This window comes from Paracoccus lichenicola (genome assembly GCF_009708075.1).
Lineage (GTDB): Bacteria > Pseudomonadota > Alphaproteobacteria > Rhodobacterales > Rhodobacteraceae > Paracoccus > Paracoccus lichenicola.
In genome coordinates, this window is the sequence record NZ_WMBT01000005.1 from 120,214 (window position 1) to 145,571 (window position 25,358).

Sequence of the window (25,358 nt, forward strand, 5' to 3'; positions counted from 1 at the left end):
AACCCATGACTGCCGATCTTCCCGACGCGGGCGGCCCGCTGGCCCGCCTGAACGCGCAACTGGCGCGGATGCGCGCGACGCAAGACCGCTGGGCGGACCTGCCGGACGCGCCCCTGGACAGCCTGGCGGATCTCGCGCGCCTGCCGGTGCTGCGCAAGTCGGATCTGGTCGCCATGCAGGCCGCGCAGCCGCCCTTCGGCGGGCTGACCGGGGGACAGGTCTCGGGGCTGCGGCGCCTGTTCGTGTCGCCCGGCCCGATCTTCGACCCCGAGGGGCGGGGCCGCGACTGGTGGGGGTCGGCGGCGGCGCTGTCGGCGGCGGGGGTGCGGGCGGGCGACGTGATCCTGAACACCTTCTCCTATCACCTGACCCCCGCCGCCTTCATCTTCGAGGCCGGGGCCGAGGCCCTGGGTTGCCCCGTCATTCCCGCCGGTCCCGGCAACACCGCCGATCAGCTGGTGGCGATCCGGCAATACCGCCCGCGCGTCTATGTGGGCGTGCCTGATTTCCTGAAGATCATCCTGGACAAGGCGGACGAAGGCGGGATGGACCGTTCCTGCCTGCAGGTCGGGGTGGTCACGGGCGCGGCCCTGCCGGAATCCCTGCGCGCGGAACTCTCGGCGCGCGGGGTGGCGGTCAGCCAATGCTACGGCACCGCCGACCTGGGGATCGTGGCCTTCGAGGACGGCGGGCCAGGCATGGTGCTGAACGACGGCGCGATCGTGGAAATCGTGCGCCCCGGCACCGGCGATCCCGTCCCCGACGGCGAGGTGGGCGAGATCCTGGTCACGCGCCTGGACGCCGATTACCCGCTGCTGCGCTTCGCCACGGGCGACATGTCGGCGATCATCCCCGGCGCCACGGGCGCGCGCCGCATCAAGGGCTGGATGGGCCGGGCCGACCAGGCCGCCAAGGTCAAGGGCATGTTCGTGCGCCCCGAACAGATTGCCGCCATCGGGCGCGCCGTCCCCGGCTGCCACAGGCTGCGGCTGGAAATCACCCGGGCGGGCGAACAGGACCGGATGCACCTGCTGGCCGAACACCCCGACAGCCATGCCGCCGCCCCCCTGGCCGACAAGCTGGCCGAGATCACCCGCCTCAAAGGCTCGGTCGAGGTGGTGGCGCCCGGCAGCCTGCCCAACGATGGCCGCGTCATCGCTGACCTGCGCTGATTACTCCAATGCCGGGGCGCCGTCGGCCAGGCGCGCCCGGTCCAGCACGCGCACGGCGTTGCGGCCCAGCTCGATGATGCCCTCGTCGCGCAAGTCGCCCAGCATCCTGTTCACGGTCTGGCGCGAACAGCCGATGACCACGCCCAGCTGCGACTGGCTGATGCGCACGGCATTGTCCGAATCGCTGGTCAGCTGGCGCAGATACAGCCGCATCCGCTGATCGGCGCTGTAATAATGATCCGCCATCCGGTTGCGGTTCTCGCGCATCAGACGGTCATGCAGCAGCGTGCACAGGTTCGGGATCAGGATCTGCGGCGGAATATGGGCATAAAGCGCCTTGGCCGGGCAGAACAGCACCGTCGTTTCGGTCAGCGTCAGGCAACTGGCCGCGCAGGGCCTGCCCGACAGGGCCTCGACCTCGCCCAGCATCTCGCCTGCGGTGGCGATGTGGACGATCACCTGGTTGCCGGACGCATCGACATAGCAGACCTCGACCCGGCCCGAGGCGATGAAATAGCTGCCGGTCGTGGGTTCCCCCTGGCGCAGGAGATAGCCGGGGGTCTTCAGGACGCGCACCGTGCAGGATGCCAGCAGCGCGTGTTTCCGATCCCGCGACAGGCCGGACAGGATCGGCGCGTCGAGCAGGTGGGCATAATCCGAAACGTCGGTCATCGTTAAAATCGGTCCATCCACAGCCAGTTTACGCTGAAGTAAACCAAGAAAGGATGCCGAGGGAACAACGAAAATGGCTATCCCGAGCCTGCAAGGGCCATCGCATCAAGGATGCGGCGGGATAGCCTGAACTCGTACTCAACCCAGATTTTTACGCACCACGACTGCGCACCCGACCGATAAACCCTTTGCCGCGGGCGAAGTGTCAAGCAGGCGACATTTCCCCAAGGAAAGATCGAAAGTTTTTCATTGACCGGTCAGACGGCGATTACAGGATCAGGATCGCCCTGAAATCATTCACATTCGTCAAGGTGGGTCCCGTGACGACCTGAGCCGCAATCCGGTCGAAAAGGCCGTGGGCGTCGTTGCGGATCAGGGCTTGGGCAGCCTCGGCGCGCGTGGCCCGGACCAGCGTGTCGGGACCGATCACGGCGCCCGCGACAGGGGCCGCGCCGTCGATGCCGTCGGTGTCGCAGGCCAGCGCATGGATCCCCGCAGCACCGTCCAGCGCCAGGGCCAGCGCCAGGCAATATTCCGCATTCGGCCCGCCGCTGCCCTCGCCCCGGCGGGTCACGGTCAGTTCGCCCCCCGACAGGATCACCAGGGGCGGATCGCCCGGCCTGCGCGCGGCCTGCCGGTCAAGGGCCAGCCGGGCATGGGCGGCGGCCACCTCGCGCGCCTCGCCCTCCAGCGCGTCGCCCAGGGTTTCGACCTGGCATCCTGCCGCACGGGCCAGTTCGGCTGCGGCGGCCAGCGACTGCGCGGGGGCGGCGATGACGCGGTTGTCCACCCGCGACAGGCGCGGATCGCCCGGCGGGACGACGCCGCTGCGCCCTTGCAGCGCGCGGATCACGCCGGGGGGCACCGCAACCTGCCAGCGATCCAGCACCGCCAGCGCGTCGGCGGGGATGGATGCATCGCCCACCGTCGGTCCCGACCCGATGAAGGCCGGATCGTCGCCCGGCACGTCGGAAATCATCAGCGCCAGCATCCGCGCGGGCCAGGCCGCCGCCGCCAGTCGACCGCCCTTCACGCGGGACAGGTGCTTGCGCACCGTGTTCATCTGCCCGATCGGCGCCCCCGAGGCCAGAAGGCCCGCATTCACCGCCTGCTTTTCCGCCAGCGTCACGCCCGGGACCGGCGCGCAGAGCAAGGCCGAGGCCCCGCCCGAGATCAGCGCCAGCACGAAGTCCCCCTGCCCCAGACCCCCGAGCAGCGACAGCATCCGCGCCGTCGCCCCGGCCCCGGCCGCATCGGGGACCGGATGGGCAGCCTCGACGATCTCGATGCCCTTGCAGGAGCGCGCGTGGCCGTATCGGGTGATGACCAGGCCTTCGCACGGACCCCAGGCGGTCTCGACCGCCTCGGCCATGCGGGCGCTGGCCTTGCCGGCGCCGATGACCACCACCCGGCCCTCGGGGCGCGGCGGCAGATGCGCGGCCAGCATCCGCATCGGGTCGGCGGCCCCGACCGCACGGTCGAACAGGGCGCGCAGGAAGGCGGCAGGATCGTCATGCGCCTCCATCATGCACCCCGCTGGCCCAGGCCCCCGCCCGACTGGCGGCGGCGGGCGGTTTCGCCATGCGCCTGCGCGCAGGCCAGGTCGCGCGCGGCCTGGCGGACATAGGCCAGATGCGCATGGGCCGCCGCCCGGGCCGCATCGGCATCGCCCGCCAGGATCGCCGCAGCAATGCCGCGATGCTGGTCGCGCAGATGGTCGCGCATCTGCGGCAGGGTGAACATCCGCGCCCGGTTGGCGGCCACGTTGCTGCGCAGGCTGTCCGACAGCGCCCGCATGATCTGCAGCAGGACCAGGTTGTGGCTGGCCTCGTAGATGGCCTGGTGCAGGGCGGCGTCGGCCCCGGCCTCGTCGTCGGGGTTGGCGGCGGCATGGGCGGCCTCGATCCCGTCCAGGGCGGCACGGATGCGGTCGCGGTCCAGCGGCGTCGCGCGGGCGGCGGCCAGACCCGCCGCATGACTTTCCATCACGTCGCGGAAATCCAGGTAATCGTCCTCGACCTCGGGCCGCTGGGCCAGCAGCGCCAGCAGCGGATCGGTGATCGCCGCCCGCCCCAGGGCCGCCACGCGCAACCCCCGGCCCTTTTCGCCCACCAGCAGCCCGCGGTCCTGCAACAGCCTCAAGCCGTCTCGCAGCGTGGGCCTTGAGACGTTCAGCCGCGCGGCAAGATCGCGTTCCGGCAGCAAGCCTTCGCCGGGGGCAAGCGAGCCTTCCAGGATCAGCGTCTCGACATGGCGGGCCACGGCCTCGGCCGCGCGTTCGGGGCGGATGGAGAAATCGGTCATGGACGTGCCCTTGTTGTCGCGGCCATCTCATCGCAATTGACAGGCTTGGTCAATTTAATTTACCACGGTTGGGGAACAGGGAGGCACGAGACATGTCCATCGCCATGCCGGCGCCCGATCCGCGCGTCCTTGCGCAGGCTTCGCAGATCGTGGCGGCGCTGCGCGCGGTGCTGCCTCCGGATGCGGTGATCGACGATCCCCGGGAAACCTGCGCCTATGAATGCGACGCGCTGACCGCCTATCGCTGCCCGCCGCTGGCCGTGGTCCTGCCGCGTTCCACTGAGGAGGTCGCGGCGGTGATGCGCGTCTGCGGCGACATGGGCGTGCCGGTGGTGCCGCGCGGGGCGGGGACATCGCTGGCGGGCGGCGCGCTGCCCACCGCCGATTGCGTGATCCTGGGCACCATGCGCCTTTGCCAGGTGCTGGAGGTGGACACGGACAACCGTTTCATCCGCGTGCAGACGGGCGTCACCAACCTGTCGGTCAGCGCGGAACTGGAACCGCATGGCTTCTTCTACGCGCCCGACCCGTCCTCGCAACTGGCCTGCACCATCGCGGGCAATATCGCCATGAACTCGGGCGGGGCGCATTGCCTGAAATACGGCGTCACCACCAACAACCTGCTGGGCGCGACGGTGGTTCTGACCACGGGCGAGGTCGTCGAACTGGGCGGGCCGGAGATGGGACCGATGGGCCTGGACCTGCTGGGCATCCTGTGCGGGTCCGAGGGCCAGCTTGGCGTCGTGACCGAGGCCGTCTTGCGCATCCTGCCCCGCCCCGAAGGCGCGCGCCCCGTGCTGATCGGCTTCGATTCGGCGGAAACGGCGGGCGAATGCGTGGCCCGGATCATCCGCTCGGGCGTTCTGCCGGTCGCCATCGAATACATGGACGAACCCTGCCTGCGCGCGGTCGAGGCCTTCGCCAAGGCGGGCTATCCCGACTGCCCCGCCGTCCTGATCGTCGAGGTCGAGGGATCGCGCGCCGAGATCGACGACCAGATCGCCCGAATCCGCGCCATCGCGGACGCGCTGCACCCCGTCGAGTTCCGCGAAAGCCGCAACGCCGACGAGGCGCTGGCGATCTGGAAGGGCCGCAAGTCGGCCTTCGGCGCGATGGGCCGGCTGGGCGATTACATCTGCCTGGACGGCACCGTGCCGGTGGGGCAACTGCCCCATACCCTGCGCCGCATCGGCGAGCTGTCGCGCCAGCACGGGTTGGAGGTCGCGAACGTCTTTCACGCGGGCGACGGCAACATGCACCCGCTGATCCTGTTCGACGCCAACAAGCCGGGCGATCTGGCACGGGCCGAGGCCTTCGGGGCCGACATCCTGCGCCTTTGCGTCGCCGTCGGCGGCTGCCTGACCGGGGAACATGGCGTGGGCGTCGAAAAGCGCGACCTGATGGGCGACCAGTATGCGCCGGGCGACCTGGCGATCCAGATGCAGGTCAAGGACGTGTTCGATCCACAATGGCTGCTGAACCCGGCCAAGGTCTTTCCGCTGGAGGCCAGCGCGGCACACCGGGCGAGGGCCGCCGAATGACCGTCGCTTTGGATCTTGCGCCCACGTCCGAGGCCGAGGTTTCGGAGATCCTGGCCGACTGCCACGCCCGCCGCACCCCCTTGCGCATCGCGGGCGGCGGCACGCGGATTGAAAATCCGTTTCTCGCGGAAACCCTGTCCCTGTCGCGCCTGTCCGGCGTCGTGACCTATTCCCCGGGCGAGATGACCCTGATCGCCCGCCCCGGCACCCCCTTGCCCGAAGTCCGACAAATGCTGGCCGCCGAGGGCCAGGCGCTGGCCTTCGAGCCGCCCGACCTGCGCGGCGTCCTGGGCGGCAACGGCACGCCCACCCTGGGCGGCGTGGTCGCCGCCAATGCCAGCGGCCCGCGCCGGTTGCTGACGGGCGCCTGCCGCGACCACCTGCTGGGGGTGCGCTTTGTCGATGGGCGGGGGCGCGTGCTGAAGAACGGCGGGCGGGTGATGAAGAACGTGACCGGCCTTGACCTGTCCAAGCTGCTGGCCGGATCGCATGGCACCCTGGCCGTCCTGACCGAGGTGGTGCTGAAGACCCTGCCCCTGTCTCCCGCCCGAACCACGCTGGTTTTCCCCGGCGTGACCGAGACCACGGCCTTGCGCATCTTCACGGCGGCGCTGTCCACCCCCTTCGAGGTCTCGGGCGCGGCCCATGTCGGCGGCACCGCCTATCTGCGGGTCGAGGGGTTGGAAGGCCAGCTTGCCTATCGCCGCGACCGGTTGCTGGCGCTGCTGGCCGACTGGCAGCCGCAGGTGATGGAGGGTGCCCCGTGGGACGCCATCCGCGACGTGGCGCATTTCGCGGGCGGCGGGCCGCTGTGGCGGATCCTGTGCAAGCCGACCGATGCCCCTAGCCTTTGCCAGGGTCTGCGGGCGATGGGCGGGGACTGCTCGCTGGATTGGGGCGGCGGGCTGATCTGGTATCGCGGCCCCGGCAACCCGCGCGGCCTTGCCCCCCATGCCACGCTGGTCCGCCGCGACGGCGCGACCGGCCCGGCCTTCCCGCCGCTGACTGGGGCCGTCGCGCGCCTGCACGACGGGCTGCGGCGGACGTTTGATCCGGCGGGCATCCTCAACCCCGGCCTGATGGACGCGTAAGATGCAAACCACCTTCACCGCCGAACAGCTTGCCGACCCGCTGACCGCCCGTTCCAACGAGATCCTGCGCACCTGCGTCCATTGCGGCTTCTGCACGGCCACCTGCCCGACCTACAAGGTTCTGGGCGACGAGTTGGACAGCCCGCGCGGGCGCATCTACCTCATCAAGGACATGCTGGAAAACGCCCGGGTGCCGGATCCCAAGACCGTCCAGCATATCGACCGCTGCCTGTCGTGTTTGTCCTGCATGACTACCTGCCCTTCGGGCGTGCATTACATGCATCTGGTCGATCACGCGCGCGAATACATCGAAACCCATTATCGTCGGCCCCTGCCCGACCGCGTTCTGCGCTGGCTCCTGGCGAAGATCCTGCCCTATCCCGGCCGTTTCCGGCTGGCGCTGCGGGGGGCCAAGCTGGGCCGCCCCCTGCGCCGCCTGATGCCCGACCCGCGGCTGCGGGCCATGCTCGACATGGCCCCGCGCAGCGTCCCGCCCCCCAGCCTCAACGACCGCCCGCAGGTCTTTCCGGCCCAGGGACCGCGCCGCAAGCGGGTGGCGCTGCTGACGGGCTGCGCGCAGCGGGCGCTGAACACCGACATCAACGACGCCACGGTCCGCCTGCTGCGCCGCCACGGTTGCGACGTGGTGATCCCGCGCGGCATGGGCTGCTGCGGCGCGCTGACCCATCACATGGGCCGCACGGGCGAAAGCCACGCCTTCGCCGCGGCCAACATCCGCGCCGTGATGGCCGAGGTGAACGGCGACGGCCTGGACGCCCTGGTCATCAACACCTCGGGCTGCGGGACGACCGTCAAGGACTACGGTCCCATGTTCGCGGGCGGCCCGCTGGAAGCCGACGCCGCCCGCGTGGCGCGCCTGGCCAAGGACATCACCGAGGTCATGGCCGACCTGGGCCTGACGGATGCGACCCACGCCCCGCCCTTGCGCGTCGGCTATCACGCCGCCTGTTCCTTGCAGCACGGCCAAGGGATCAAGGCCGCGCCCAAGGAGTTGCTGGCGGATGCGGGCTTCACCGTGCTGGAACCCAGGGACAGCCATATCTGCTGCGGATCGGCCGGCACCTATAACCTCATGCAGCCCGCCATCAGCGCCGAACTGAAGGCCCGCAAGGTGGCGACGCTGGAGGCCACCAAGCCCCAGGTCATCAGCGCCGGGAACATTGGCTGCATGATGCAGATCGGATCGGGCACCGGCGTTCCCGTCGTCCACACGGCCGAACTGCTGGACTGGGCCACCGGCGGGCCAAGGCCCAAGGCGCTGCACGGCCTAGCGTAAGGGCAGGCGTCTGGCGCTTGGCGGCACCGTGTGGCATGACGCGGCGCGCGGCATCCCGGCCGCCCGGCCCCGGCCATTCCCGCCCGAAGGAAACCCCGATGCTGCGGCAGTTCTTTTCCCATTACCGCCCCTTCATGGGCCTGTTCTGGCTGGATTTCGGCTGCGCGGTCCTGTCGGGCCTGCTGGAGCTGGCCTTTCCCCTGGCCGTCACCGCCTTCATCGACCACCTGCTGCCGCAGGGCGACTGGACCCTGACGGTCGCCGCCGCCATCGGGCTGCTGGTCCTGTATGCGATCAACGCGGGGCTGCTGACGGTGGTGATCTATTGGGGCCACAAGCTGGGCATCAACATCGAGACGGAAATGCGCGCCCGCGCCTTCGACCACCTGACGCGGCTGTCCTGGCGCTGGTACGACCGCGCCCGCACCGGCAAGCTGACAGCCCGCGTGACCCGCGATCTGGAGGAGATCGGAGAGGTCGCCCATCACGGCCCCGAGGACGCCTTCATCGCCATCATGACCTTTGTCGGCGCCTTCGCGCTGATGTTCTGGGTGAACCCCCAGCTTGCGGTGATCGTGGCGCTGATCGTGCCCGCGATGCTGGCCCTGGTGATCGTCTATGGCGGGCGGATGACCCAGACCTGGCGCGCGATCTATGCCCGCGTGGGCGATTTCAACGTCCGGCTGGAGGAAACGCTGGGCGGCGTCCGGGTGGTCCAGGCCTTCGGCAACGAGGCGCACGAGAACCACCTGTTCGCCGCCGACAACGCCCGTTACCGCCAGGCCAAACTGGACGCCTATCGCGTGATGGCCGCGTCCAGCGCCCTGCAATACATGGGCCTGCGGCTGGTGCAGGTGATCGTGATGGTGGTCGGCGCGGGCTATGTGCTGGGGGGCGAGCTGACCACCGGCGGCTTCGTGGGATTCCTGCTGCTGGTGGGCGTCTTTTATCGCCCGCTGGAAAAGATCGCCGCCGTGATCGAAACCTATCCGCGCGGCATCGCAGGCTTCCGCCGCTATCAGGAGTTGCTCGCGACCGAGCCGGAAATCGCCGACGCCCCGGATGCCGTCGAGGCCCCGGCCCTGCGCGGCGACATCCGGTTCGAGGACGTGGGATTCGCCTATGACGAGGGGCGCACCATCCTGGACGGGATCGACCTGGAGGTGCGCGCGGGCGAAACCGTGGCCTTTGTCGGCCCCTCGGGCGCGGGCAAGACCACGCTGCTGGCGCTGCTGCCGCGGTTTTACGAACCGACGCGGGGCCGGATCACCGTGGACGGGCTGGCGCTGCCCGCGATGCGGCTGAACAGCCTGCGCCGGCAGATCGGGCTTGTGTCGCAGGACGTGTTCCTGTTCGGCGGCACCCTGCGCGAGAACATCGCCTATGGCCGCCTGGGCGCGAGCGACGACGAGATCCGCCAGGCCGCCGCGCAGGCGCAGCTGACCCAGATGATCGAAAGCCTGCCCGACGGGCTGGACACCATCGTCGGCGAACGGGGCGTGATGCTGTCGGGCGGGCAGAAGCAGCGTGTGGCGATCGCGCGGGCCTTCCTGAAGAACCCCCCGATCCTGATCCTGGACGAGGCGACAAGCGCATTGGACAGCCAGACGGAACGCGAGATCCAGGCGGCGCTGGACGCGCTGGCCGTGGGGCGCACCACGCTGGTGATCGCGCACCGGCTGGGCACCATCCGCAACGCGGACCGGATCGTGGTCATGCAGGCGGGCCGGATTGCCGAGGTGGGCAGCCACGCCGACCTGATCGCCCGGGGCGGCATCTACGCCCGGCTGGCGGCCTAACCCCAATAGGCGGCGGCCATGAAATCCTTGCGGTCGATGCCGCGCGCGATCAGGTGCTGGCGCGCCTGACGGGCCTGCCCTGCCTCGGCCGCGAACCAGACGAAGCTTCCCTGGCCCAGGTCGGCCCCGGCCAGGGCCGCCAGCAGGTCGTCGCAGCGGGTCACGCGCGGATCGGCGGCCAGCGGTCCCAGGTCGGGAAAGCCCGCACGGACATGGGCCGAAACCTCGCCCCTTGCCAGATCCAGCATCCGGGCGATGGCGGGCAGCGCGGTTTCGTCCCCGAACAGGTGCAGCCGGTCCGCCTCGGGGCACCAGCCGCCGCCGGGACCGATGATGGCGACCTCGGCCCCTTCCGGCCCGGACAGCGCCCAATCGCAGGTCGGGCTGCCCGCATGGCGGAAGATGTCGAAGTCCAGCCAGTCGTCCCCCTGCGCCGCCACCGTATAGACCGGCCGGTGCAGCGCATCCGCCCCGCCCGGCCATTCCGTCCGCCCCGAGGCGCCGGTCCGGGGCCAGACCGCCGGTCGCCCCGCCGGGGGCAGCAGCAGGCGGAAATGCAGGCTGCCGGCTCCGAAGCGCGCCGCATCCGGCCCGGCCAGCCGCACCCGGATGAAGCCCGGCGACCGCTGCGTCACCGACCGCACGCGCATCGGCGACAGGCCCGGCGCCAACGCGCCCGCATCGACGCGGTCCCAGGCGACCTCCAGCCCGGCCTCGGCGAACAGTTCGGTGGCGCTGTCCTGAAGATTGCCGATCAGCCGCGCCTCGGGGGCCGACAGTTCGATGCGCACCTCGTCGCCCCCCGGCACCAGGCGCAGTTCGCAGCCCCAGACGAACAGGCTCAGCGCCTCGGGCGATTCCACCAGCGGCACCTCCCACGCGGCGGCGCGGGCCTTGAGCGCCGCCGCAGCCGCGCCCGAGGCGCGCGGGATGGTGCCGAAATTGCGGTGGCTGCGCAGGTGCGACATGACACGGGCCTTTCCATGATCGGGGTTTTCTTATACTGAACAAATTCAGTCAACAATACGGAAACCGTCCACGCCCATGAGCTATCTGCACAGGATGACCTGCCGGACCGAGGGCATCCGGGCGACCGTGCCGGTCCGCTGGCGGGGCCTCGACGGCATGGTAGGCGTCTTCTGGCAGGCCGAGGGGCAGGCGGGCGCCCGGGGCTATTACCTGTCGCCCGATCCGCGCATCGTGTTCTTCCTGGACGACGTGTCGTCCCATATCCTGATGTCGAACCGCGACAACGCCATGGCGGGCCACGGCAGGCCGATGATGCGCGCGCTGTATGTCCCGGCGGGCGTGCCGCTATGGTCGCGCTTTACCGGGGCGCACCGGTTTTCGCATCTCGACCTGCATGTCCACCGCGACCGGCTGCTGCGATTGCTGTCTCCGTCGCTGGGCGCGTCCGACGCGCTGTCCGTGCTGCGCCGCCCCGTCGAGGTCCAGGATGTTCCCGCCCTGGCGGCCTTGGCCGGGCTGCTGGTGGACGAGGTGACGCGGCCCGCGCGCCATCCGGTCTTTGCCGAAAGCCTGGCGGGCAGCATCGCGACCGGGCTTCTGGACATCCCCGCCCAAGGCCGGGACCGCGCCTCGGGCGGGCTGACGCCCGCGCAGATGCGCAGGCTGACGGCGGCGCTGACGGCCCGGCCCGACCGGCGCATGACCGTGGCCGAGATGGCCGCGACGGTCGGGTTGTCGGAAAGCTGGTTCGCGGCGGTCTTCAAGCAGACGACCGGCCACACGCCCCTGCAATGGCAACGGGGCCAGCGGATCGCCCAGGCCCAACGCCTGCTGGCGGAAACCGGCCTGACCCTGGCCGAAGTCGCGGCCCGCCTGGGCTTTTCGGACCAGGCGCACCTGACGCGCGCCTTCCGGCAGGTCGCGGGCGAAACACCCGCCGCGTGGCGGCGGATGCGGATGGCGGGGTGACGCGCGCCTTCAGAAGGTGTGGCGCAGGGTCACAGCGACGCTGCGGCCCGGATTGTAGTAATCCGCCGTGCCGCTGCCGACGACATGCTGTTCGTCCAGCAGGTTGCCGACATTCACGGCCAGGTTCGTGTTGTCCTGCACCTGATAGTTGAACGCCGCGTCAAGGGTGACCGACGAATCAGCCTTGCCCGTGTCGTTCGAGATCGCGAAGTAATACGACCCGACATGACGCGCGCCCAGGCCGAAGGTCATGTCGCCGCGCGCCTCGTTGCCCGGCAGGGTATAGGTCAGCCACAGCGAGGCCATGTGCCGGGGCACCTCGGAAAACTCGTTTCCTTCCACCTCGACGCCCCGGATGGGTCCGGACCGCACGACCTCGGACTTCATCCAGGAATAGGACGCGATCACATCGACATTGCTGGCCAGTTCCGCCTTGGCTTCCAGGTCGATGCCGCGCACCCGCTGTTCGCCCACCAGTTCGCGGGTGATGGTGCCGTCGGGCTGGACCACGGCCACGGTGACGTTGTTCTTGCGCAGGTCATAGACCGAGGCCGAGAGCAGCGCATCAGTTCCAAGCGGCTGATACTTCACGCCCAGTTCATACTGCTCGCCCCGTTCCGGCTCGACCCCCACGCCCGGAGGGGCGACGGATTCGACATAGCTGGCATAGGCCGAGACCTCGGTGTTGACCTTCCAGGTCAGCGCGCCGCGGATCGAGGTTTCCGAGAAATCGTCGCTGGAGCGCAGGCCGTTCAGCGTTTCCGTGATGTCCAGCCAGTCGTGGCGCAGGCCCACCGTCGCGATGAAACGGTCGTCGAAGGACAGGTTCTGCTGCACGAACAGCGATCGGGTGTTGTAGTCGTTGTCGCGCAGTTCATAGGGCGCCGCCAGGCTGCCGGGCGCGCCGGAATAGACCGGGTTCGCGATGTCGATCGGGGTATAGGTCCCGAAGAACGGCGCGCTGGTGGTTGTCGCGTCGCGGAACTCCAGCCCGGCCAGGGTGCTGGTGTCGAACCGCTCGAAGCTGCGGTCGTATTGCAGGATGACGTTGCCGATCAGTTCCTCGGCAGTGTTGTCGCCGCCGAAATAGAAGCGGTCCACGACCGTTCCGACCCGGTCGGCCGTGTCCGACAGATAGACATAGCCAAAGTCGCTTTGGAGGTCGCTGTAGCGCAGGTTCGCGCGCAGGTTCAGGCCGTTGTCGAAGTCGTGTTCCAGCAGGCCGGTGATGCTGGCGCGTTCGACGTTTTGATAATTGAAGTCCGGCTCGCCAAAGAACTCGTCCCGGTCGTATTCGCGATCCTTGGGATAGCCGCCGCTGTTGGGGGTGTTCTCGCGTTTCAGGTAATCGGCGACCACGCTCAGCTTGGTCGCCGTCGTGGGCTGCCAGGACAACCCGCCCATCAGGAAGCGGCTATCGTTGCGCGAATGGTCGTAATCCCGTTCACCGTCCTGAACCTTGCCCGTCAGGCGATAGGCCAGCGTCCCGTCCGCGTTCAGCACGTCGCCCGCGTCGAAGCCGTATTCCGCGTTGCGCGGCGATCCCACGGATCCGTAAACCTCTCCGAACCGCTCGAAGCGCGGCTGCTTGGTCACGAAGTTGATCGTGCCGCCGGGATCGGACGTGCCGAACAGGGTCGAGTTGCCGCCCCGGATCACCTCGGTCCGCTCGAACGCATAGGGTTCCTCGCGCGCGCTGCGCATGGAACCCAGCGTCAACCCGTCGCGATAGGTCGTGGCCTGGAAGCCGCGCACCAGGAAGTATTCGTTGCGGTCGTCGGTGCCGTAATAGTCGGTATGGATGCCCGCCGAATAGCTCAGCACCTCCTCCAGCGTGGTGGCGCGGCGGTCGCGGACTTCCTTTTCGGTGATCACGGACACCGAGGCCGGGGTGTCCAGGATGCTGGTCGCCACCTTGCCCCCGGTCCACAATTCGGTCGCCACGATCGAATTCGCGTCGTCATCCGCCGGGGCGTCGGCATTGATCAGGATCGGGGACAGGCGATAGGGGGCATCCCCGGTTCCGCTGTCCTGGGCAAGGGCCGGGGATGCGATCAGCGCCGTGCAGCCCAGCAGCAGGGCGGTCAGGGTGCGGCAGGCGCCGGGATCGGCGATCTTGTCGATGGACATGGGACTGGTTCCACAAGGTTGAGATGTCGTCGGAACGCTGGCTGTCCGGGATGCGGATGGCTTGCGGAAACGGCCGCCGGGACTGGCCCGGCGGAGGTGCCGAGGCGCGTCTTATGCGGCGCGGCCAGGGCTGTATTGTATATTCCAAGGTTTTTTGTCAGATTCCATGGAAATCTGCCAGGCAACCCTCGCCCCCTTGCCCGACAGCCTTGACGGCGCGGCGGGGCGCCGGGCAATCCGCAGTCCTGCCGCGATCGGAGATCCCATGCCGACCCCTTTTCGCCCATTTGCCGCCCTGCTGGCCTGGCTTCTTGGCGCGGGCATCGCCCTGGCCCAGGATTATCCCCTGGTCATCCCCCACGCCTTCGGCACCACCACCATCGCGGACAAGCCGCAGCGCATCGCCACCGTCAATTCCGGCAACCACGAGGTTCCGCTGGCGCTTGGCGTCGTGCCGGTCGGGATGGCGGCGGCGAATTACGGCGATGACGACGGCGACGGCGTGCTGCCCTGGGTCGAGGAAAGGCTGGCCGAACTGGCCGCCGGCACCCCGGTGCTGTTCGACGAGGGCGACGGCATCGACTTCGAGGCGGTGGCCGCGACGGAACCCGACGTGATCCTGGCCGCCTATTCCGGCCTGACCCGGGCCGATTACGACACGCTGTCCCGGATCGCGCCGGTGGTGGCCTATCCCGATGGCGCCTGGACGACGGAATGGCGCCAGATGATCCGCATGAACGGCGCCGGCATGGGCATGGCCGCCGAAGGCGAAGCCCTGGTCGCCCGGATGGAAGCGCGGATCGCCGATGCCGTCGCCCGTCACCCGCAGTTGCGGGGCAAGACGGCGATGTTCGTGACGCACCTGGACACCACCAACCTGTCGGTCGTGAATTTCTACAGCGCCCATGACACGCGGGTGAAGTTCTTCGCGGATCTGGGCCTGGCGATGCCCCGCAGCGTGACCGAGGCCACCCGGCCGGGGCAGTTCTTCGGCTCCGTCAGCGCCGAGCGGATCGACGCCTTCGACGACGTGGACATCGTCGTGACCTATGGCGGGCCGGACCTGCTGGCGGCGATGAAGGCCGATCCGCTGATGGCGCACATGCCCGCCGTGGCGCACGGCGCCGTCGTGATGCTGGGCAACGATCCCCTGGGCAATGCCGCCAACCCCACGCCCTTGTCGCTGCCCTATGTGCTGGACGCCTATGTCGCGCTGCTGGCCGAGGCCGCGCGGAAATCCCCGTGACGGTGGCCGCGGCCAGCCCCGGTTCCGCGCGGCGTCCGGAGCGTGTCCGCTGGCTGTGGCTGGCCGTGATGCTGGCGGGGCTTTCGGCGCTGTGCGTCCTGTCGGTGGCCGTCGGCACGCGGGACGTGGGGTGGGATGACATCGCGGGCGCGCTGCGGGGGCAGGTGGACACGATCGGCCAGGCCACTGTCGCCGCGCGGATCCCCCGCACGGTGCTGGCGGCTCTGGCGGGCGCGGCGCTCGGAGTGGCGGGGACGATCATGCAGGGCGTCACGCGCAATCCCCTGGCCGATCCGGGGATCCTGGGGGTGAACCTGGGCGCATCCCTGGCGGTCGCCGTGGCGGTGGCCTGGTTCGGCATCGCCTCGATGCAGGCCTATGTCTGGGTGGCCATCGCGGGCGCCGGGGGAACGGCGGTCTTTGTCTATGCCGTCGGATCGCTGGGCCGCGGGGGACCGACGCCCTTGAAGCTGGCGCTGGCGGGCATGGCGACCTCGGTGGCCTTCGCGTCCCTGGTGCTGGCGGTGATGCTGTCGCGCGGCGACATCGCGGGCGGGCTGCACGCTTGGCAGATCGGCGGCGTCGGCGGGGCGACCTTCGGGCGCATGGCCCATGTCCTGCCCTTCCTGGCGGTGGGCTTCGCCATCGGCCTGGGCTGCGCGAGGACCCTGAACTCCCTCGCCCTGGGGGACGAGATGGCGGCGGGCCTGGGCGAACGGGTGGCCGTGGCGCGGGGCATAGCGGCGGTCGGGGCGGTCCTGCTGTGCGGGGCGACCACGGCGATCTGCGGGCCGATCGGTTTCGTGGGCCTGATCGTGCCGCATCTGTGCCGGTTGCTGATGGGCGTCGATCACCGCTGGCTGCTGCCGTTCTCGGCCCTCGCGGGGGCCTGCCTGCTGGTCGGCTCCGACATCGCGGGCCGCATCATCGCCCGCCCGGGCGAGCTTGACGTGGGCATCGTCACCGCCTTCATCGGCGCGCCCTTCTTCATCTGGATCGTGCGCCGCGCCCGGGTGCGGGACCTATGAGCGCCATCGGCCTTGTCGCCACGGGCCGCAGGCAGCGCGCCCGCCGCCGCAGCGCCGCCATCGCGGGCGCGCTGGCCCTGCTGCTGGCGGGCTTCGCGCTGACCCTGATGCTGGGCCGGTCCTTCGTGCCGCCGCACACCGTGCTGCGCGTGCTGGCGGGTCAGGAGATACCCGGCGCATCCTTTACCGTGGGCCAGTTGCGCCTGCCGCGCGCGGTGCTGTCGGTCCTGGCCGGGCTGTCCTTCGGCCTGGGCGGCGCGGCCTTCCAGATCATGCTGCGCAACCCGCTGGCCAGCCCCGACATCATCGGCATCAGCCGGGGCGCCAGTGCCGCGGCGGTCTTCGGCATCGTGGTCTTGGGGATCGACGGGCCGATGCTGTCTGTCCTGGCCGTCGCCGCCGGACTGGCCGTGGCGCTGGCGATCCATGGCCTGTCCTCCAAGGGCGGCGTCGCGGGCACGCGGCTGATCCTGGTGGGCATCGGCGTGTCGGCGATGCTGGACAGCTTCATCGCCTATACCCTGTCGCGCGCCCCGTCCTGGGACCTGGCCGAGGCGATGCGCTGGCTGACCGGCAGCGTCAATGGCGCGCAACTGTCGCAGGCCCTGCCCCTGCTGGTGTCGCTGGCCGTCTTCGGCGGGCTGCTGGTCAGCCGCAGCCGCGACCTGGAGGCGCTGCGCTTGGGCGACGACACCGCCGCCGCGCTTGGCACCCATGTCGCCCTGACGCGGATGCTGGTGATCATCGCCGCCGTGGGGCTGATCGCGGTGGCCACCGCGATCACCGGGCCGGTGGCCTTCGTGGCGTTCCTGTCCGGTCCCATCGCCGGGCGCATCCTGGGACCGAACGGGTCGGTGCTGATCCCGGCGGGGCTGGTCGGCGCGCTTCTGGTGCTGGGGGGCGATTACGCGGGCCAGTTCCTGCTGCCCGCGCGGTTCCCGGTGGGTGTCGTCACCGGCGCCTTGGGTGCGCCCTATCTCCTTTACCTGATCGTGCGCGCGAACCGTGCCGGAGGATCGTTGTGAGCCATCATACCCTTTCCGTCCGGAACCTGACCGCGGGCTATGGCGACCGGACGATCCTGCAAGGCCTGGATCTGGAGGTGCTGCCGGGCCGCATCACGGCCATCGTCGGCGCCAATGCCTGCGGGAAATCGACGCTGCTGCGCGCCATGTCGCGGCTGCTGGCCCCGCGCGCGGGCCAGGTGCTGCTGGACGGCAAGGCGATCCACAGGATGGCCCCCCGGCGGGTCGCGCAGGTCATGGGCCTGCTGCCGCAATCGCCCACAGCCCCCGAAGGCATCACCGTGGCCGATCTGGTCAGCCGGGGCCGCCACCCGCATCACGGCCTCCTGTCCCGCTGGTCGCGCGGGGATGACGAGGCCGTCGCCGCCGCACTGGAGGTCACCCGGACCCTGGACCTGGCCGAGCGCGCCGTGGACGAACTGTCCGGCGGGCAGCGCCAGCGGGTCTGGATCGCCATGGCGCTGGCGCAGGAAACGGATCTGCTGCTGCTGGACGAGCCGACGACCTTCCTCGACATCAGCCACCAGGTCGAGGTTCTGGACCTGCTGACCGACCTCAACCACCGGCGGGGCACCACGGTGGTGATGGTGCTGCACGACCTGAACCTGGCCGCGCGCTATGCCGACCATCTGGTGGCGATGGCGAATGGCACCCTGCACGCCCAGGGCACGCCCGAGGACGTGCTGACCGAGGGGAACGTGCGGGCGGTGTTCGGGCTGGACAGCCGGATCATTCCCGACCCGATCTCGGGGCGGCCGATGATGCTGCCCATCGGGCGGCACAGGATGGCGGCCGAATAGGGCAGGTTTGGCTGGCGAAGGCCATCGCCTTCGCCACGCGATGCCATTTCAACCCGAACCGCCGGGCCTTCAAGGCCCGGCCAGCGCCCGCCCCGCCCCGAGGCGGGCGCTGGCCTTCCGTGGTCGCGGGGCTGCACCGTCCTTGGTGGCAAGGTCGGGAAGCGGGCGGGGGAAACGCGATGCGTTTCCTGATCCCGCCCGGTCCGGTCACGCCGGGTCCAACTGGCGCCGTGCGTCGAAGCGGTCCGCGTTCATCACCTTGGACCAGGCCTTGCCGAAATCGCGCACGAACTTGCCCTGGCAATCGTCCTGGGCATAGACCTCGGCAATCGCGCGCAGTTGCGAATTCGACCCGAAGATCAGGTCCACCCGCGTGGCGGTCCAACGCGGCGCGCCCGTCCGGCGGTCGGTGCCGTCAAAGACCATCTGCGTGTCGTCCCGGGCCTTCCAAACCGTGTCCATCGACAGCAGGTTGACGAAGAAATCATTCGTCAGCTGCCCCGGACGGGTCGTCAGCACGCCATGATCGGTGTGGTCCCAGTTGGCGTCCAGCGCGCGCAGCCCGCCCACCAGCACCGTCATCTCGGGCGCGGTCAGGGTCAGCAGTTGCGCGCGATCCACCAGCAGTTCTTCCGCGGGGACGTTGAACTGCTGGCGCTGATAGTTGCGGAACCCGTCGGCCAGCGGCTCCATCCAGTCGAAGCTTTCCACGTCGGTCTGGTCCTGCGTGGCATCACCCCGGCCGGGGATGAAGTCCAGCGACAGATCAAAGCCCGCGGCCCTGGCCGCGGCCTCGACCGCCGCATCGCCCGCCAGCACGATCAGGTCGGCCATCGAGACCTTCTTCGCGCCCTGGGCGTCGAATCCGGCCTTGATGCCCTCCAGCACCGCCAGAACGCGGGCCAGCTGCTGGGGCTGGTTCGCTTCCCAATCCTTTTGCGGGGCCAGCCGGATCCGCGCGCCGTTGGCGCCGCCCCGATAATCCGAACCCCGGAAGGTGGACGCCGAAGCCCAGGCCGTCGCGATCAGCTCCGGCCCGGTCAGGCTGGACGCCAGCACCTGCGCCTTGAGCGCCGCCACGTCGCCTGCGTCGATCAGCGGATGGTCAGGCGCGGGAACCGGATCCTGCCAGATCAGGTCTTCGGCGGGAACCTCGGGACCTTCGTACAGCACCTTCGGACCCATGTCGCGATGGGTCAGCTTGAACCAGGCGCGGGCGAATGCATCGGCGAACCGGTCGGGGTTGTCCAAGAAGCGCAGCGAGATCTCGCGATAGACCGGATCCTCGCGCAGCGACAGGTCGGTGGTCAGCATCGACGGGGCGATGCGCTTGTCCGGGTCATGGGCGTCAGGCACCGTGCCCTCGCCCGCGCCGTCCCTGGGCTTCCACTGCCAGGCGCCTGCGGGCGACTTGGTCAGTTCCCATTCGTATCCGAACAGGTTCCTGAAGAATCCCATGCTCCACTGCGTCGGGGTCTGCGTCCAGACGACCTCCAGCCCCGAGGAAATCGCATCCGCGCCATGGCCCTTGCCGTGCTTGCTGGTCCAGCCCAGGCCCTGCAACTCGATGGCCGAGCCTTCGGGATCGGCGCCGACATGGCTGGCCTCGCCCGCGCCATGGGTCTTGCCGAAGGTGTGGCCGCCGGCGATCAGGGCCACGGTTTCCTCGTCGTTCATCGCCATGCGCTTGAAGGTCTCGCGGATGTCGCGCGCGGCGGCCACCGGGTCGGGCTTGCCGTCGGGACCTTCGGGGTTCACGTAGATCAGGCCCATCTGCACGGCGGCCAGCGGGCTGTCCAGTTCCCGGTCGCCCTTGTAGCGGCTGTTTTCCTTGTCCGAGGTCGCCAGCCATTCGGTCTCGGATCCCCAATAGATGTCCTCGGCCGGTTCCCAGACATCGGGACGCCCGCCGCCGAACCCGAAGGTCCTGAAGCCCATCGATTCCAGCGCGACGTTGCCCGTCAGGATCAGCAGGTCGGCCCAGGACAGGGCATTGCCGTATTTGCGCTTGATCGGCCACAGCAGGCGGCGGGCCTTGTCCAGGTTCACGTTGTCGGGCCAGCTGTTCAAGGGCGCGAACCGCTGCGCCCCCGACCGCGCGCCGCCGCGCCCGTCCGCGGTGCGATAGGTGCCCGCGCTGTGCCAGGCCATGCGCACGAACAAGGGGCCATAGTGCCCCCAGTCGGCGGGCCACCAGTCCTGGCTGTCGGTCATCAGCGCCCGCAGGTCGGCCTTGACGGCGTCCAGGTCCAGCGTGCGGAACGCCTCGGCATAGTTGAAATCCGCGCCCAGCGGATTGGACTGTTCGTTGTTCTGGTGCAGGATCTTCAGGTTCAGCTGTTCCGGCCACCAGTCGCGATGCGACCGCGCCTTGGCCCGCGTGTTGCGGTTGCCGCTGGCCTGGATGGGGCAGAGCGCGCCTGCACCGGGGGTCTTGTCGTCCATGTCATTCTCCTTGGATCCGCGGTGGCGGCGGGCCTTGGGCGCTCCGCAAGCGGCAGGGGTCCTTGCAGCGACGGCATAGAACCCGCAAGGGCGGGAATCAATGCGGTGTTCGAGGGGAAAAGCTGCAGGGGCCAGGCCGGAAAATGGCGGACCAGCGCATGTTTTACGCAGAGTAACGCAACCCTTGAGCGAAATTTTGCCTTGTTTCCTCTTCAGGATGTGTAAAAGGTTAATTTCTGCCGCTTCCATGGTACAGACACGCTCTCGCCATTCTCCGCATCTGTCACCTCGACCTCCATCAAAGGATCGTTCGATGCTTAACGCATTCAACCCCATTCAGTCCGGCAACCGAACGGGTTGCCCCGTGCTTGCGCCCCGCCACGAGGGCCATCGCAGCTTCATTCAATCCCAGGATCAGGAGTAGAGAATGGCCAGCGTCACTTACACCGCGCTTTATCTCGGCAGGCTGCCCGATGCCGATCCCAACGAAACGAACACCGCGCCCGAAAACGCCGCGATCATGAACGGCAGGACCTTCGGGACATCGGCAAATCCGATCTTTGCACAAAGCACGCGGGTTACCCTGAACGACTACAACAATGACGCCGCGGTCTCCCTGAACAATACGGCCACGACCGACGATGTCACCTATCGGATCGGCGACACGACTTATACGCAGCCGGCCGATTCGATCTTCTTCGTGACCAATGCCAGCATCGTGCAGACATTGAACGGCGGCGGCACCCGCACGCTGAACAACGTCACGTTGCGGATCTTCCAGGCGGCCAACGGCGACACGTTCCTGCTGCCCCCTGCTTCCACGAACCAGCAGCCGGGCGAGGCACAGCTGGTCGAATATCCGATCTCGAACATCACGATTCCCGCGAACGGAACATACAACACGAGCTTCACCGGCATTTCGACCTCCCGCGTCGCCCTGCCCTTCGAGGATGGCTATGTCGATGGCAGCGACGGGAACGATCTGATCGGCGACAGCTATATCGACGGCTCGGGCGACCGGATCGACGCCAATGACGCGATCCTGCCGGGGACGACCGGCAACCAGGACTTCATTCGCGCCGGACTGGGCAACGACACGGTCTATGCCGGCAACGGCGCCGACAGCGTGCGGGGCGGTGACGGGGACGACCTTCTTTACGGCTACGGCCAGGCGACCGGGGACGACGGGGCGAACGACTCGCTCGAAGGCGGGGCCGGAAACGATTCCGCCTATGGCGGCGGCGGCGACGACAGCATCCTGGGCGATGCAGGCGATGACTCGCTGGATGGCGGCACCGGCAATGACTCGCTGGATGGAGGGACCGGTGTGGACACGCTCTTGGGCGGCGCCGGGACCGATGTTCTTCTGGGCGGCGCCGATGCCGACATCCTGGTCGGCGGCGCGGGTGGCGACAGCATCAGCGGCGGCGACGGGACCGACCGGATCTTCGGCGACGACACGCTGGGCACGGACACCACGGGCGGCGCGGATACCATCGACGCGGGCGCGGGCGATGATAGGGTGCTGGCGGGTGTCGGAAACGACACGGTCATTGGCGGCCTGGGCGCGGACTCCATTGCCGGGGACGCGGGCAGCGACACGCTTTACGGCGATGACAGCCTGGGCACGAACACCGCAGGCGGCGCGGACACCATCGACGGCGGCGCCGATGCCGATGGGGTCTTCGGCGGCTTCGGGACCGACAGCCTGGCCGGCGGGACGGGCAGCGACACGGTCAATGGCGGCGCCGGAAACGACGTGCTGGGCGGCGGCGCGCTGTCGGGCGGGACCTTTGCCGATGACGACACCGCCGACACGCTGACGGGCGGCGATGGCTTCGACCGCTTCATCGTCGGGAACGGAGATCTGATCTCGGACTTCGGCACGACGGGCGGCAATCCCGGCAGCGGCACCGACACCGCCGATCTGTCGGGCTATTACAACGTGGCGAACCTGGCGATCATCAACGCGGCGCGGACCGCGGCGGGCGAGCAGCCTTACAAGACGCCGCTGCGCTGGTTGCGGGCGGACCAGGCCGACGGCACGCTGAACGACATCAACACCGCCAACGGGTTCGGCAGCACCTTCACGCTGCGGATCCAGAATGGCGGCGCGGCTGTCGCGGGCACCGCACTGACGCTGGAAACCGTCAACGTCGTCTGCTTTGCCGACGATGTCCTGATCGAGACGCAGGGCGGGCCGGTCCGCGCGGGCGATCTGTCCGTGGGCACCCTGGTGCAAACGCGCGATGCCGGGCTTCAGCCGATCCGCTGGATCGGGCGGCGCACCCTGGACGGCGCCGACCTGGCCGCCCGGCCCCAGTTGCGGCCCGTCCGCATCCGCAAGGGCGCGCTTGGCGCGGGCATCCCGCAGGCCGATCTGGTCGTGTCGCCCCAGCACCGCATCCTGGTCCGGTCCAGGATCGCGCAGAAGATGTTCGGCGCCCCCGAGGTGCTGGTCGCGGCCAAGCAGTTGCTGACGCTGGACGGGATCGACATCGCCGATGACCTGGACCGCGTCACCTATGTCCACTTCCTGTTCGACGACCACCAGATCGTCATCTCGAACGGGGCCGAGACCGAATCCCTGCACACCGGCGCGCAGGCGCTGGACTCGGTCGGGCCGGCCGCGCGCGAGGAGATCCTGGCGATCTTCCCCGAACTGCGCGAAGGCACGGAACGGCCCGGCGCCCGGATGCTGACCTCGGGACGGATGGGGCGCAAGCTGGCCATCAGGCACCACCGGAACCGCAAGCCCCTGGTCGCATGACGCCGGACCGCCGCCCCTGGAAACGGGGGCGGCGTCTTTCCCGGTCCCCGGCGCCCGGGAGAAAAATCTTGCCGTTCGCGCCCCTCCGCGGGGCAACCAATCCTTTCCCGGATCGGTTTTGCGGTGGCCCTTTTGCGCAAGGGGCGCAAGGAAGGGCTTTCCATGACAACACAGCAGATGCTTGCCTTCGCCATCGTCGGCGTGATGATGGTCTTGTTCATCTGGGGCAGGCTTCGATACGACGTGGTGGCGATGCTGGCGCTGCTGGCCTCCCTGCTGGCGGGAACGGTTTCGCCCGACGACGCCTTTACCGGTTTTTCCGACGACATCGTCATCATCGTGGGCAGCGCCTTGGTGGTCAGCGCCGCCGTGTCGCGGTCGGGCCTGATCGAGGCGGTGCTGCGCTGGCTGGTGCGCAAGTTCACCACCATGGGGGTGCAGCTTCTGGTGCTGGTGGGCACGGTCACGCTGTTGTCGTCGCTGGTCAAGAACATCGGCGCCCTGGCGATGATGATGCCCGCCGCGCTGAAGATGGCGCGGAAATCCGGCCAGTCGCCGTCCTTGTACCTGATGCCCATGTCCTTCGGCTCGCTTCTGGGGGGTCTCATCACGCTGGTCGGCACGTCGCCCAACATCATCGTGTCGGGGGTGCGCGAGGAGATGACCGGCCAGCCCTTCCGCATGTTCGACTTCGCCCCGGTGGGCCTTGGCCTGTCGGCGGTGGGCGTCCTCTTCCTGATGTTCGCCTGGCGCCTGCTGCCGTCCGACAGGCGGGCCACCGCGTCCCTGGGCGAGGCGGTGAAGATCAGCGACTACAACACCGAGGCAAGGGTGCCGGAAGGATCGGCCACGGTGGGCGTGACGGTCGGCGCGCTGATCGGCATGGCCGATGCCGAGATCACCGTGACCGGCCTGATCCGGGGCGGAGAGCGGCGCAAGGTCGTGCTGTTCGACACCGCCATCGAATCGGGCGACATCCTGCTGTTGCGCGGAGAGCCGGACGGGCTGGAACGCGCCGTCACCCGGGGCGGGCTGGAACTGACCGGGCATGACACGGCGTCCAAGCTGGAACTGCCCGCCAGCAAGATCGGCGTGATCGAGGCGGTGACCACCGTCCAATCGTCCATGGTCGGCCAAAGCGTGGGCAGCATCCGGCTGTTCGACGAACAGGGCATCAGCCTGCTGGCCGTGTCGCGGTCGGGCCACCGGATGACGGAACGGCTGTCCAAGACCCGGCTGCAGGCGGGCGACGTGCTGCTGCTGCAAGGCCCGGTCGAGCTGTTGCCCGACCGCATCCGCACGCTGGGCCTGTTGCCCCTGGCGGAACGCAGCCTGCAGATCGGCAGCGTGCGCAAGGAACTGCTGCCCTTGATCATTCTGGGCGCGGCCATGGCATTGACCGCCGCGGGCCTCGTGCCGGTGGCCATCGCCTTTTTCGGCGCGGCGGTGCTGATGATCGTGACCGGCGCGATCAGCCCGGAACGCGCCTACGAGGCCGTCGAATGGCCGCTGCTGATCATGCTGGGCGCGCTGATCCCGGTCAGCGGGGCCTTGCAGACCACCGGCGGCACCGACCTGATCGGCGCCTGGCTGTCGGACGTGGCGACCGGCCTGCCGGTCTGGGGGGCGGTCGCGCTGATCATGGTGGCGGCCATGGCGGTGACGCCGTTCCTGAACAACGCGGCCACCGTTCTGGTCATGGCTCCGATCGCCGTGACCTTCGCGGGGACGCTCGGCTATGCGCCCGAGGCCTTCCTGATGGCCGTCGCCGTGGGCGCGGGCTGCGATTTCCTGACACCCATCGGGCACCAGTGCAACACGCTGGTGATGGGGCCGGGGGGATACCGCTTCAGCGACTATCCCCGGCTGGGCCTGCCCTTGTCGGTGCTGGTGGTGCTGACCGGGGTGCCGCTGATCCTGGCGGTCTGGCCGGTCTAGACGGATCGACATCCTTGTCGGCACCCCGACCCCGATTGGCGAAGGCCATCGCCTTCGCCACCTCGCGACGTTGCCGCCTGAACCGCCGGGCTTCAAAAGCCCGGCCAGCGCCCGCCCCGCCCCAGGCGGGCGCTTCACGCCCACCAGGTCGGGCGCTGGCCT

At 69.2% G+C, this 25,358-nt stretch carries 18 protein-coding genes; 12 read left to right on the plus strand and 6 right to left on the minus strand.

The window, feature by feature from the left end; translation table 11 throughout:
* Positions 1 to 5: 5 nt before the first annotated feature.
* Positions 6 to 1,172 (plus strand): phenylacetate--CoA ligase family protein, encoded by a 1,167-nt coding sequence (locus GIY56_RS10480; protein WP_154764784.1) that lies wholly within the window; start codon positions 6 to 8, stop codon positions 1,170 to 1,172.
* On the opposite strand, the gene GIY56_RS10485 is transcribed toward GIY56_RS10480, so the two are convergent.
* The 3 genes from GIY56_RS10485 to GIY56_RS10495 form a co-directional block, all read right to left on the minus strand.
* Positions 1,173 to 1,844, minus strand: coding sequence for a Crp/Fnr family transcriptional regulator (locus GIY56_RS10485; protein WP_154764785.1), 672 nt, complete (start codon positions 1,842 to 1,844; stop codon positions 1,173 to 1,175).
* A 268-nt stretch (positions 1,845 to 2,112) separates the two neighbouring features.
* On the minus strand, positions 2,113 to 3,372 hold the full coding sequence (locus tag GIY56_RS10490) for a glycerate kinase type-2 family protein (protein ID WP_154764786.1): 1,260 nt from the start codon (positions 3,370 to 3,372) through the stop codon (positions 2,113 to 2,115).
* On the minus strand, positions 3,369 to 4,148 hold the full coding sequence (locus GIY56_RS10495; RefSeq protein ID WP_154764787.1) for an FCD domain-containing protein: 780 nt from the start codon (positions 4,146 to 4,148) through the stop codon (positions 3,369 to 3,371). The genes GIY56_RS10490 and GIY56_RS10495 overlap by 4 nt, the downstream gene beginning before the upstream one ends.
* Positions 4,149 to 4,246: 98 nt before the next feature.
* On the opposite strand from GIY56_RS10495, the gene GIY56_RS10500 reads away from it, so the two are divergent.
* The 4 genes from GIY56_RS10500 to GIY56_RS10515 all read left to right on the plus strand — a co-directional run bounded on the left by GIY56_RS10500 (position 4,247) and on the right by GIY56_RS10515 (position 9,876).
* Positions 4,247 to 5,689 carry an FAD-binding oxidoreductase gene (locus GIY56_RS10500; protein ID WP_328288519.1) on the plus strand — a complete coding sequence of 481 codons (1,443 nt, stop codon included), beginning with the start codon at positions 4,247 to 4,249 and terminating at the stop codon, positions 5,687 to 5,689.
* A complete protein-coding gene (locus GIY56_RS10505; protein WP_154764789.1) occupies positions 5,686 to 6,780 on the plus strand; it encodes an FAD-binding protein in 1,095 nt (364 codons plus the stop codon). The genes GIY56_RS10500 and GIY56_RS10505 overlap by 4 nt, the downstream gene beginning before the upstream one ends.
* Position 6,781: 1 nt before the next feature.
* Entirely contained in the window at positions 6,782 to 8,077 is a 1,296-nt protein-coding gene (glcF, locus tag GIY56_RS10510) for a glycolate oxidase subunit GlcF (protein WP_154764790.1), read from the plus strand.
* Between the two features lie 98 nt (positions 8,078 to 8,175).
* Positions 8,176 to 9,876 carry an ABC transporter ATP-binding protein gene (locus GIY56_RS10515; RefSeq protein ID WP_154764791.1) on the plus strand — a complete coding sequence of 567 codons (1,701 nt, stop codon included), beginning with the start codon at positions 8,176 to 8,178 and terminating at the stop codon, positions 9,874 to 9,876.
* Here the strand turns inward: GIY56_RS10515 and GIY56_RS10520 are convergent.
* A complete protein-coding gene (locus GIY56_RS10520) occupies positions 9,873 to 10,844 on the minus strand; it encodes a siderophore-interacting protein (protein WP_154764792.1) in 972 nt (323 codons plus the stop codon). The genes GIY56_RS10515 and GIY56_RS10520 overlap by 4 nt on opposite strands.
* 76 nt (positions 10,845 to 10,920) lie before the next feature.
* Here GIY56_RS10520 and GIY56_RS10525 point away from each other — a divergent pair, with 76 nt between their 5' ends.
* A complete protein-coding gene (locus GIY56_RS10525) occupies positions 10,921 to 11,814 on the plus strand; it encodes a helix-turn-helix domain-containing protein (RefSeq protein ID WP_154764793.1) in 894 nt (297 codons plus the stop codon).
* A gap of 9 nt (positions 11,815 to 11,823) precedes the next feature.
* Here the strand turns inward: GIY56_RS10525 and GIY56_RS10530 are convergent, their stop codons facing one another.
* The gene (locus GIY56_RS10530) at positions 11,824 to 13,944 is read right to left on the minus strand and encodes a TonB-dependent siderophore receptor (RefSeq protein WP_154764794.1); all 2,121 of its coding nucleotides are present in this window, start codon (positions 13,942 to 13,944) and stop codon (positions 11,824 to 11,826) included.
* Between the two features lie 265 nt (positions 13,945 to 14,209).
* Between GIY56_RS10530 and GIY56_RS10535 the strand changes: the two genes are divergently transcribed.
* The 4 genes from GIY56_RS10535 (at position 14,210) to GIY56_RS10550 (ending at position 18,043) form a co-directional block, all read left to right on the plus strand.
* Positions 14,210 to 15,190 (plus strand): iron-siderophore ABC transporter substrate-binding protein, encoded by a 981-nt coding sequence (locus tag GIY56_RS10535; protein WP_154764795.1) that lies wholly within the window; start codon positions 14,210 to 14,212, stop codon positions 15,188 to 15,190.
* A 68-nt stretch (positions 15,191 to 15,258) separates the two neighbouring features.
* Positions 15,259 to 16,218, plus strand: a complete 960-nt coding sequence (locus GIY56_RS10540) for a FecCD family ABC transporter permease (RefSeq protein WP_154764915.1) — start codon at positions 15,259 to 15,261, stop codon at positions 16,216 to 16,218.
* Entirely contained in the window at positions 16,215 to 17,243 is a 1,029-nt protein-coding gene (locus tag GIY56_RS10545; protein WP_154764796.1) for a FecCD family ABC transporter permease, read from the plus strand. The genes GIY56_RS10540 and GIY56_RS10545 overlap by 4 nt, the downstream gene beginning before the upstream one ends.
* On the plus strand, positions 17,240 to 18,043 hold the full coding sequence (locus GIY56_RS10550; protein ID WP_328288508.1) for an ABC transporter ATP-binding protein: 804 nt from the start codon (positions 17,240 to 17,242) through the stop codon (positions 18,041 to 18,043). Before GIY56_RS10545 ends, GIY56_RS10550 begins: the two co-directional genes overlap by 4 nt.
* Positions 18,044 to 18,250: 207 nt before the next feature.
* Here the strand turns inward: GIY56_RS10550 and katG are convergent, their stop codons facing one another.
* The gene (gene katG / locus GIY56_RS10555; RefSeq protein ID WP_154764797.1) at positions 18,251 to 20,488 is read right to left on the minus strand and encodes a catalase/peroxidase HPI; all 2,238 of its coding nucleotides are present in this window, start codon (positions 20,486 to 20,488) and stop codon (positions 18,251 to 18,253) included.
* 427 nt (positions 20,489 to 20,915) lie between these two features.
* Between katG and GIY56_RS10560 the strand changes: the two genes are divergently transcribed.
* Together GIY56_RS10560 and GIY56_RS10565 are read left to right on the plus strand one after the other, a co-directional pair.
* Positions 20,916 to 23,258, plus strand: a complete 2,343-nt coding sequence (locus GIY56_RS10560) for a Hint domain-containing protein (RefSeq protein ID WP_154764798.1) — start codon at positions 20,916 to 20,918, stop codon at positions 23,256 to 23,258.
* Positions 23,259 to 23,420: 162 nt separating this feature from the next.
* Positions 23,421 to 25,196, plus strand: a complete 1,776-nt coding sequence (locus GIY56_RS10565; protein WP_154764799.1) for an SLC13 family permease — start codon at positions 23,421 to 23,423, stop codon at positions 25,194 to 25,196.
* Positions 25,197 to 25,358: the final 162 nt, after the last annotated feature.

What these genes read in the sequence shown, in the direction of transcription:
- GIY56_RS10480 (WP_154764784.1), top strand. Translation starts at nt 6, where the DNA reads ATGACTGCCGATCTTCCCGACGCGGGCGGCCCGCTGGCCCGCCTGAAC.
- GIY56_RS10485 (WP_154764785.1), bottom strand. Translation starts at nt 1,844, where the DNA reads ATGACCGACGTTTCGGATTATGCCCACCTGCTCGACGCGCCGATCCTG.
- GIY56_RS10490 (WP_154764786.1), bottom strand. Translation starts at nt 3,372, where the DNA reads ATGATGGAGGCGCATGACGATCCTGCCGCCTTCCTGCGCGCCCTGTTC.
- GIY56_RS10495 (WP_154764787.1), bottom strand. Translation starts at nt 4,148, where the DNA reads ATGACCGATTTCTCCATCCGCCCCGAACGCGCGGCCGAGGCCGTGGCC.
- GIY56_RS10505 (WP_154764789.1), top strand. Translation starts at nt 5,686, where the DNA reads ATGACCGTCGCTTTGGATCTTGCGCCCACGTCCGAGGCCGAGGTTTCG.
- glcF (WP_154764790.1), top strand. Translation starts at nt 6,782, where the DNA reads ATGCAAACCACCTTCACCGCCGAACAGCTTGCCGACCCGCTGACCGCC.
- GIY56_RS10515 (WP_154764791.1), top strand. Translation starts at nt 8,176, where the DNA reads ATGCTGCGGCAGTTCTTTTCCCATTACCGCCCCTTCATGGGCCTGTTC.
- GIY56_RS10520 (WP_154764792.1), bottom strand. Translation starts at nt 10,844, where the DNA reads ATGTCGCACCTGCGCAGCCACCGCAATTTCGGCACCATCCCGCGCGCC.
- GIY56_RS10525 (WP_154764793.1), top strand. Translation starts at nt 10,921, where the DNA reads ATGAGCTATCTGCACAGGATGACCTGCCGGACCGAGGGCATCCGGGCG.
- GIY56_RS10530 (WP_154764794.1), bottom strand. Translation starts at nt 13,944, where the DNA reads ATGTCCATCGACAAGATCGCCGATCCCGGCGCCTGCCGCACCCTGACC.
- GIY56_RS10535 (WP_154764795.1), top strand. Translation starts at nt 14,210, where the DNA reads ATGCCGACCCCTTTTCGCCCATTTGCCGCCCTGCTGGCCTGGCTTCTT.
- GIY56_RS10540 (WP_154764915.1), top strand. Translation starts at nt 15,259, where the DNA reads ATGCTGGCGGGGCTTTCGGCGCTGTGCGTCCTGTCGGTGGCCGTCGGC.
- GIY56_RS10545 (WP_154764796.1), top strand. Translation starts at nt 16,215, where the DNA reads ATGAGCGCCATCGGCCTTGTCGCCACGGGCCGCAGGCAGCGCGCCCGC.
- katG (WP_154764797.1), bottom strand. Translation starts at nt 20,488, where the DNA reads ATGGACGACAAGACCCCCGGTGCAGGCGCGCTCTGCCCCATCCAGGCC.
- GIY56_RS10560 (WP_154764798.1), top strand. Translation starts at nt 20,916, where the DNA reads ATGGCCAGCGTCACTTACACCGCGCTTTATCTCGGCAGGCTGCCCGAT.
- GIY56_RS10565 (WP_154764799.1), top strand. Translation starts at nt 23,421, where the DNA reads ATGACAACACAGCAGATGCTTGCCTTCGCCATCGTCGGCGTGATGATG.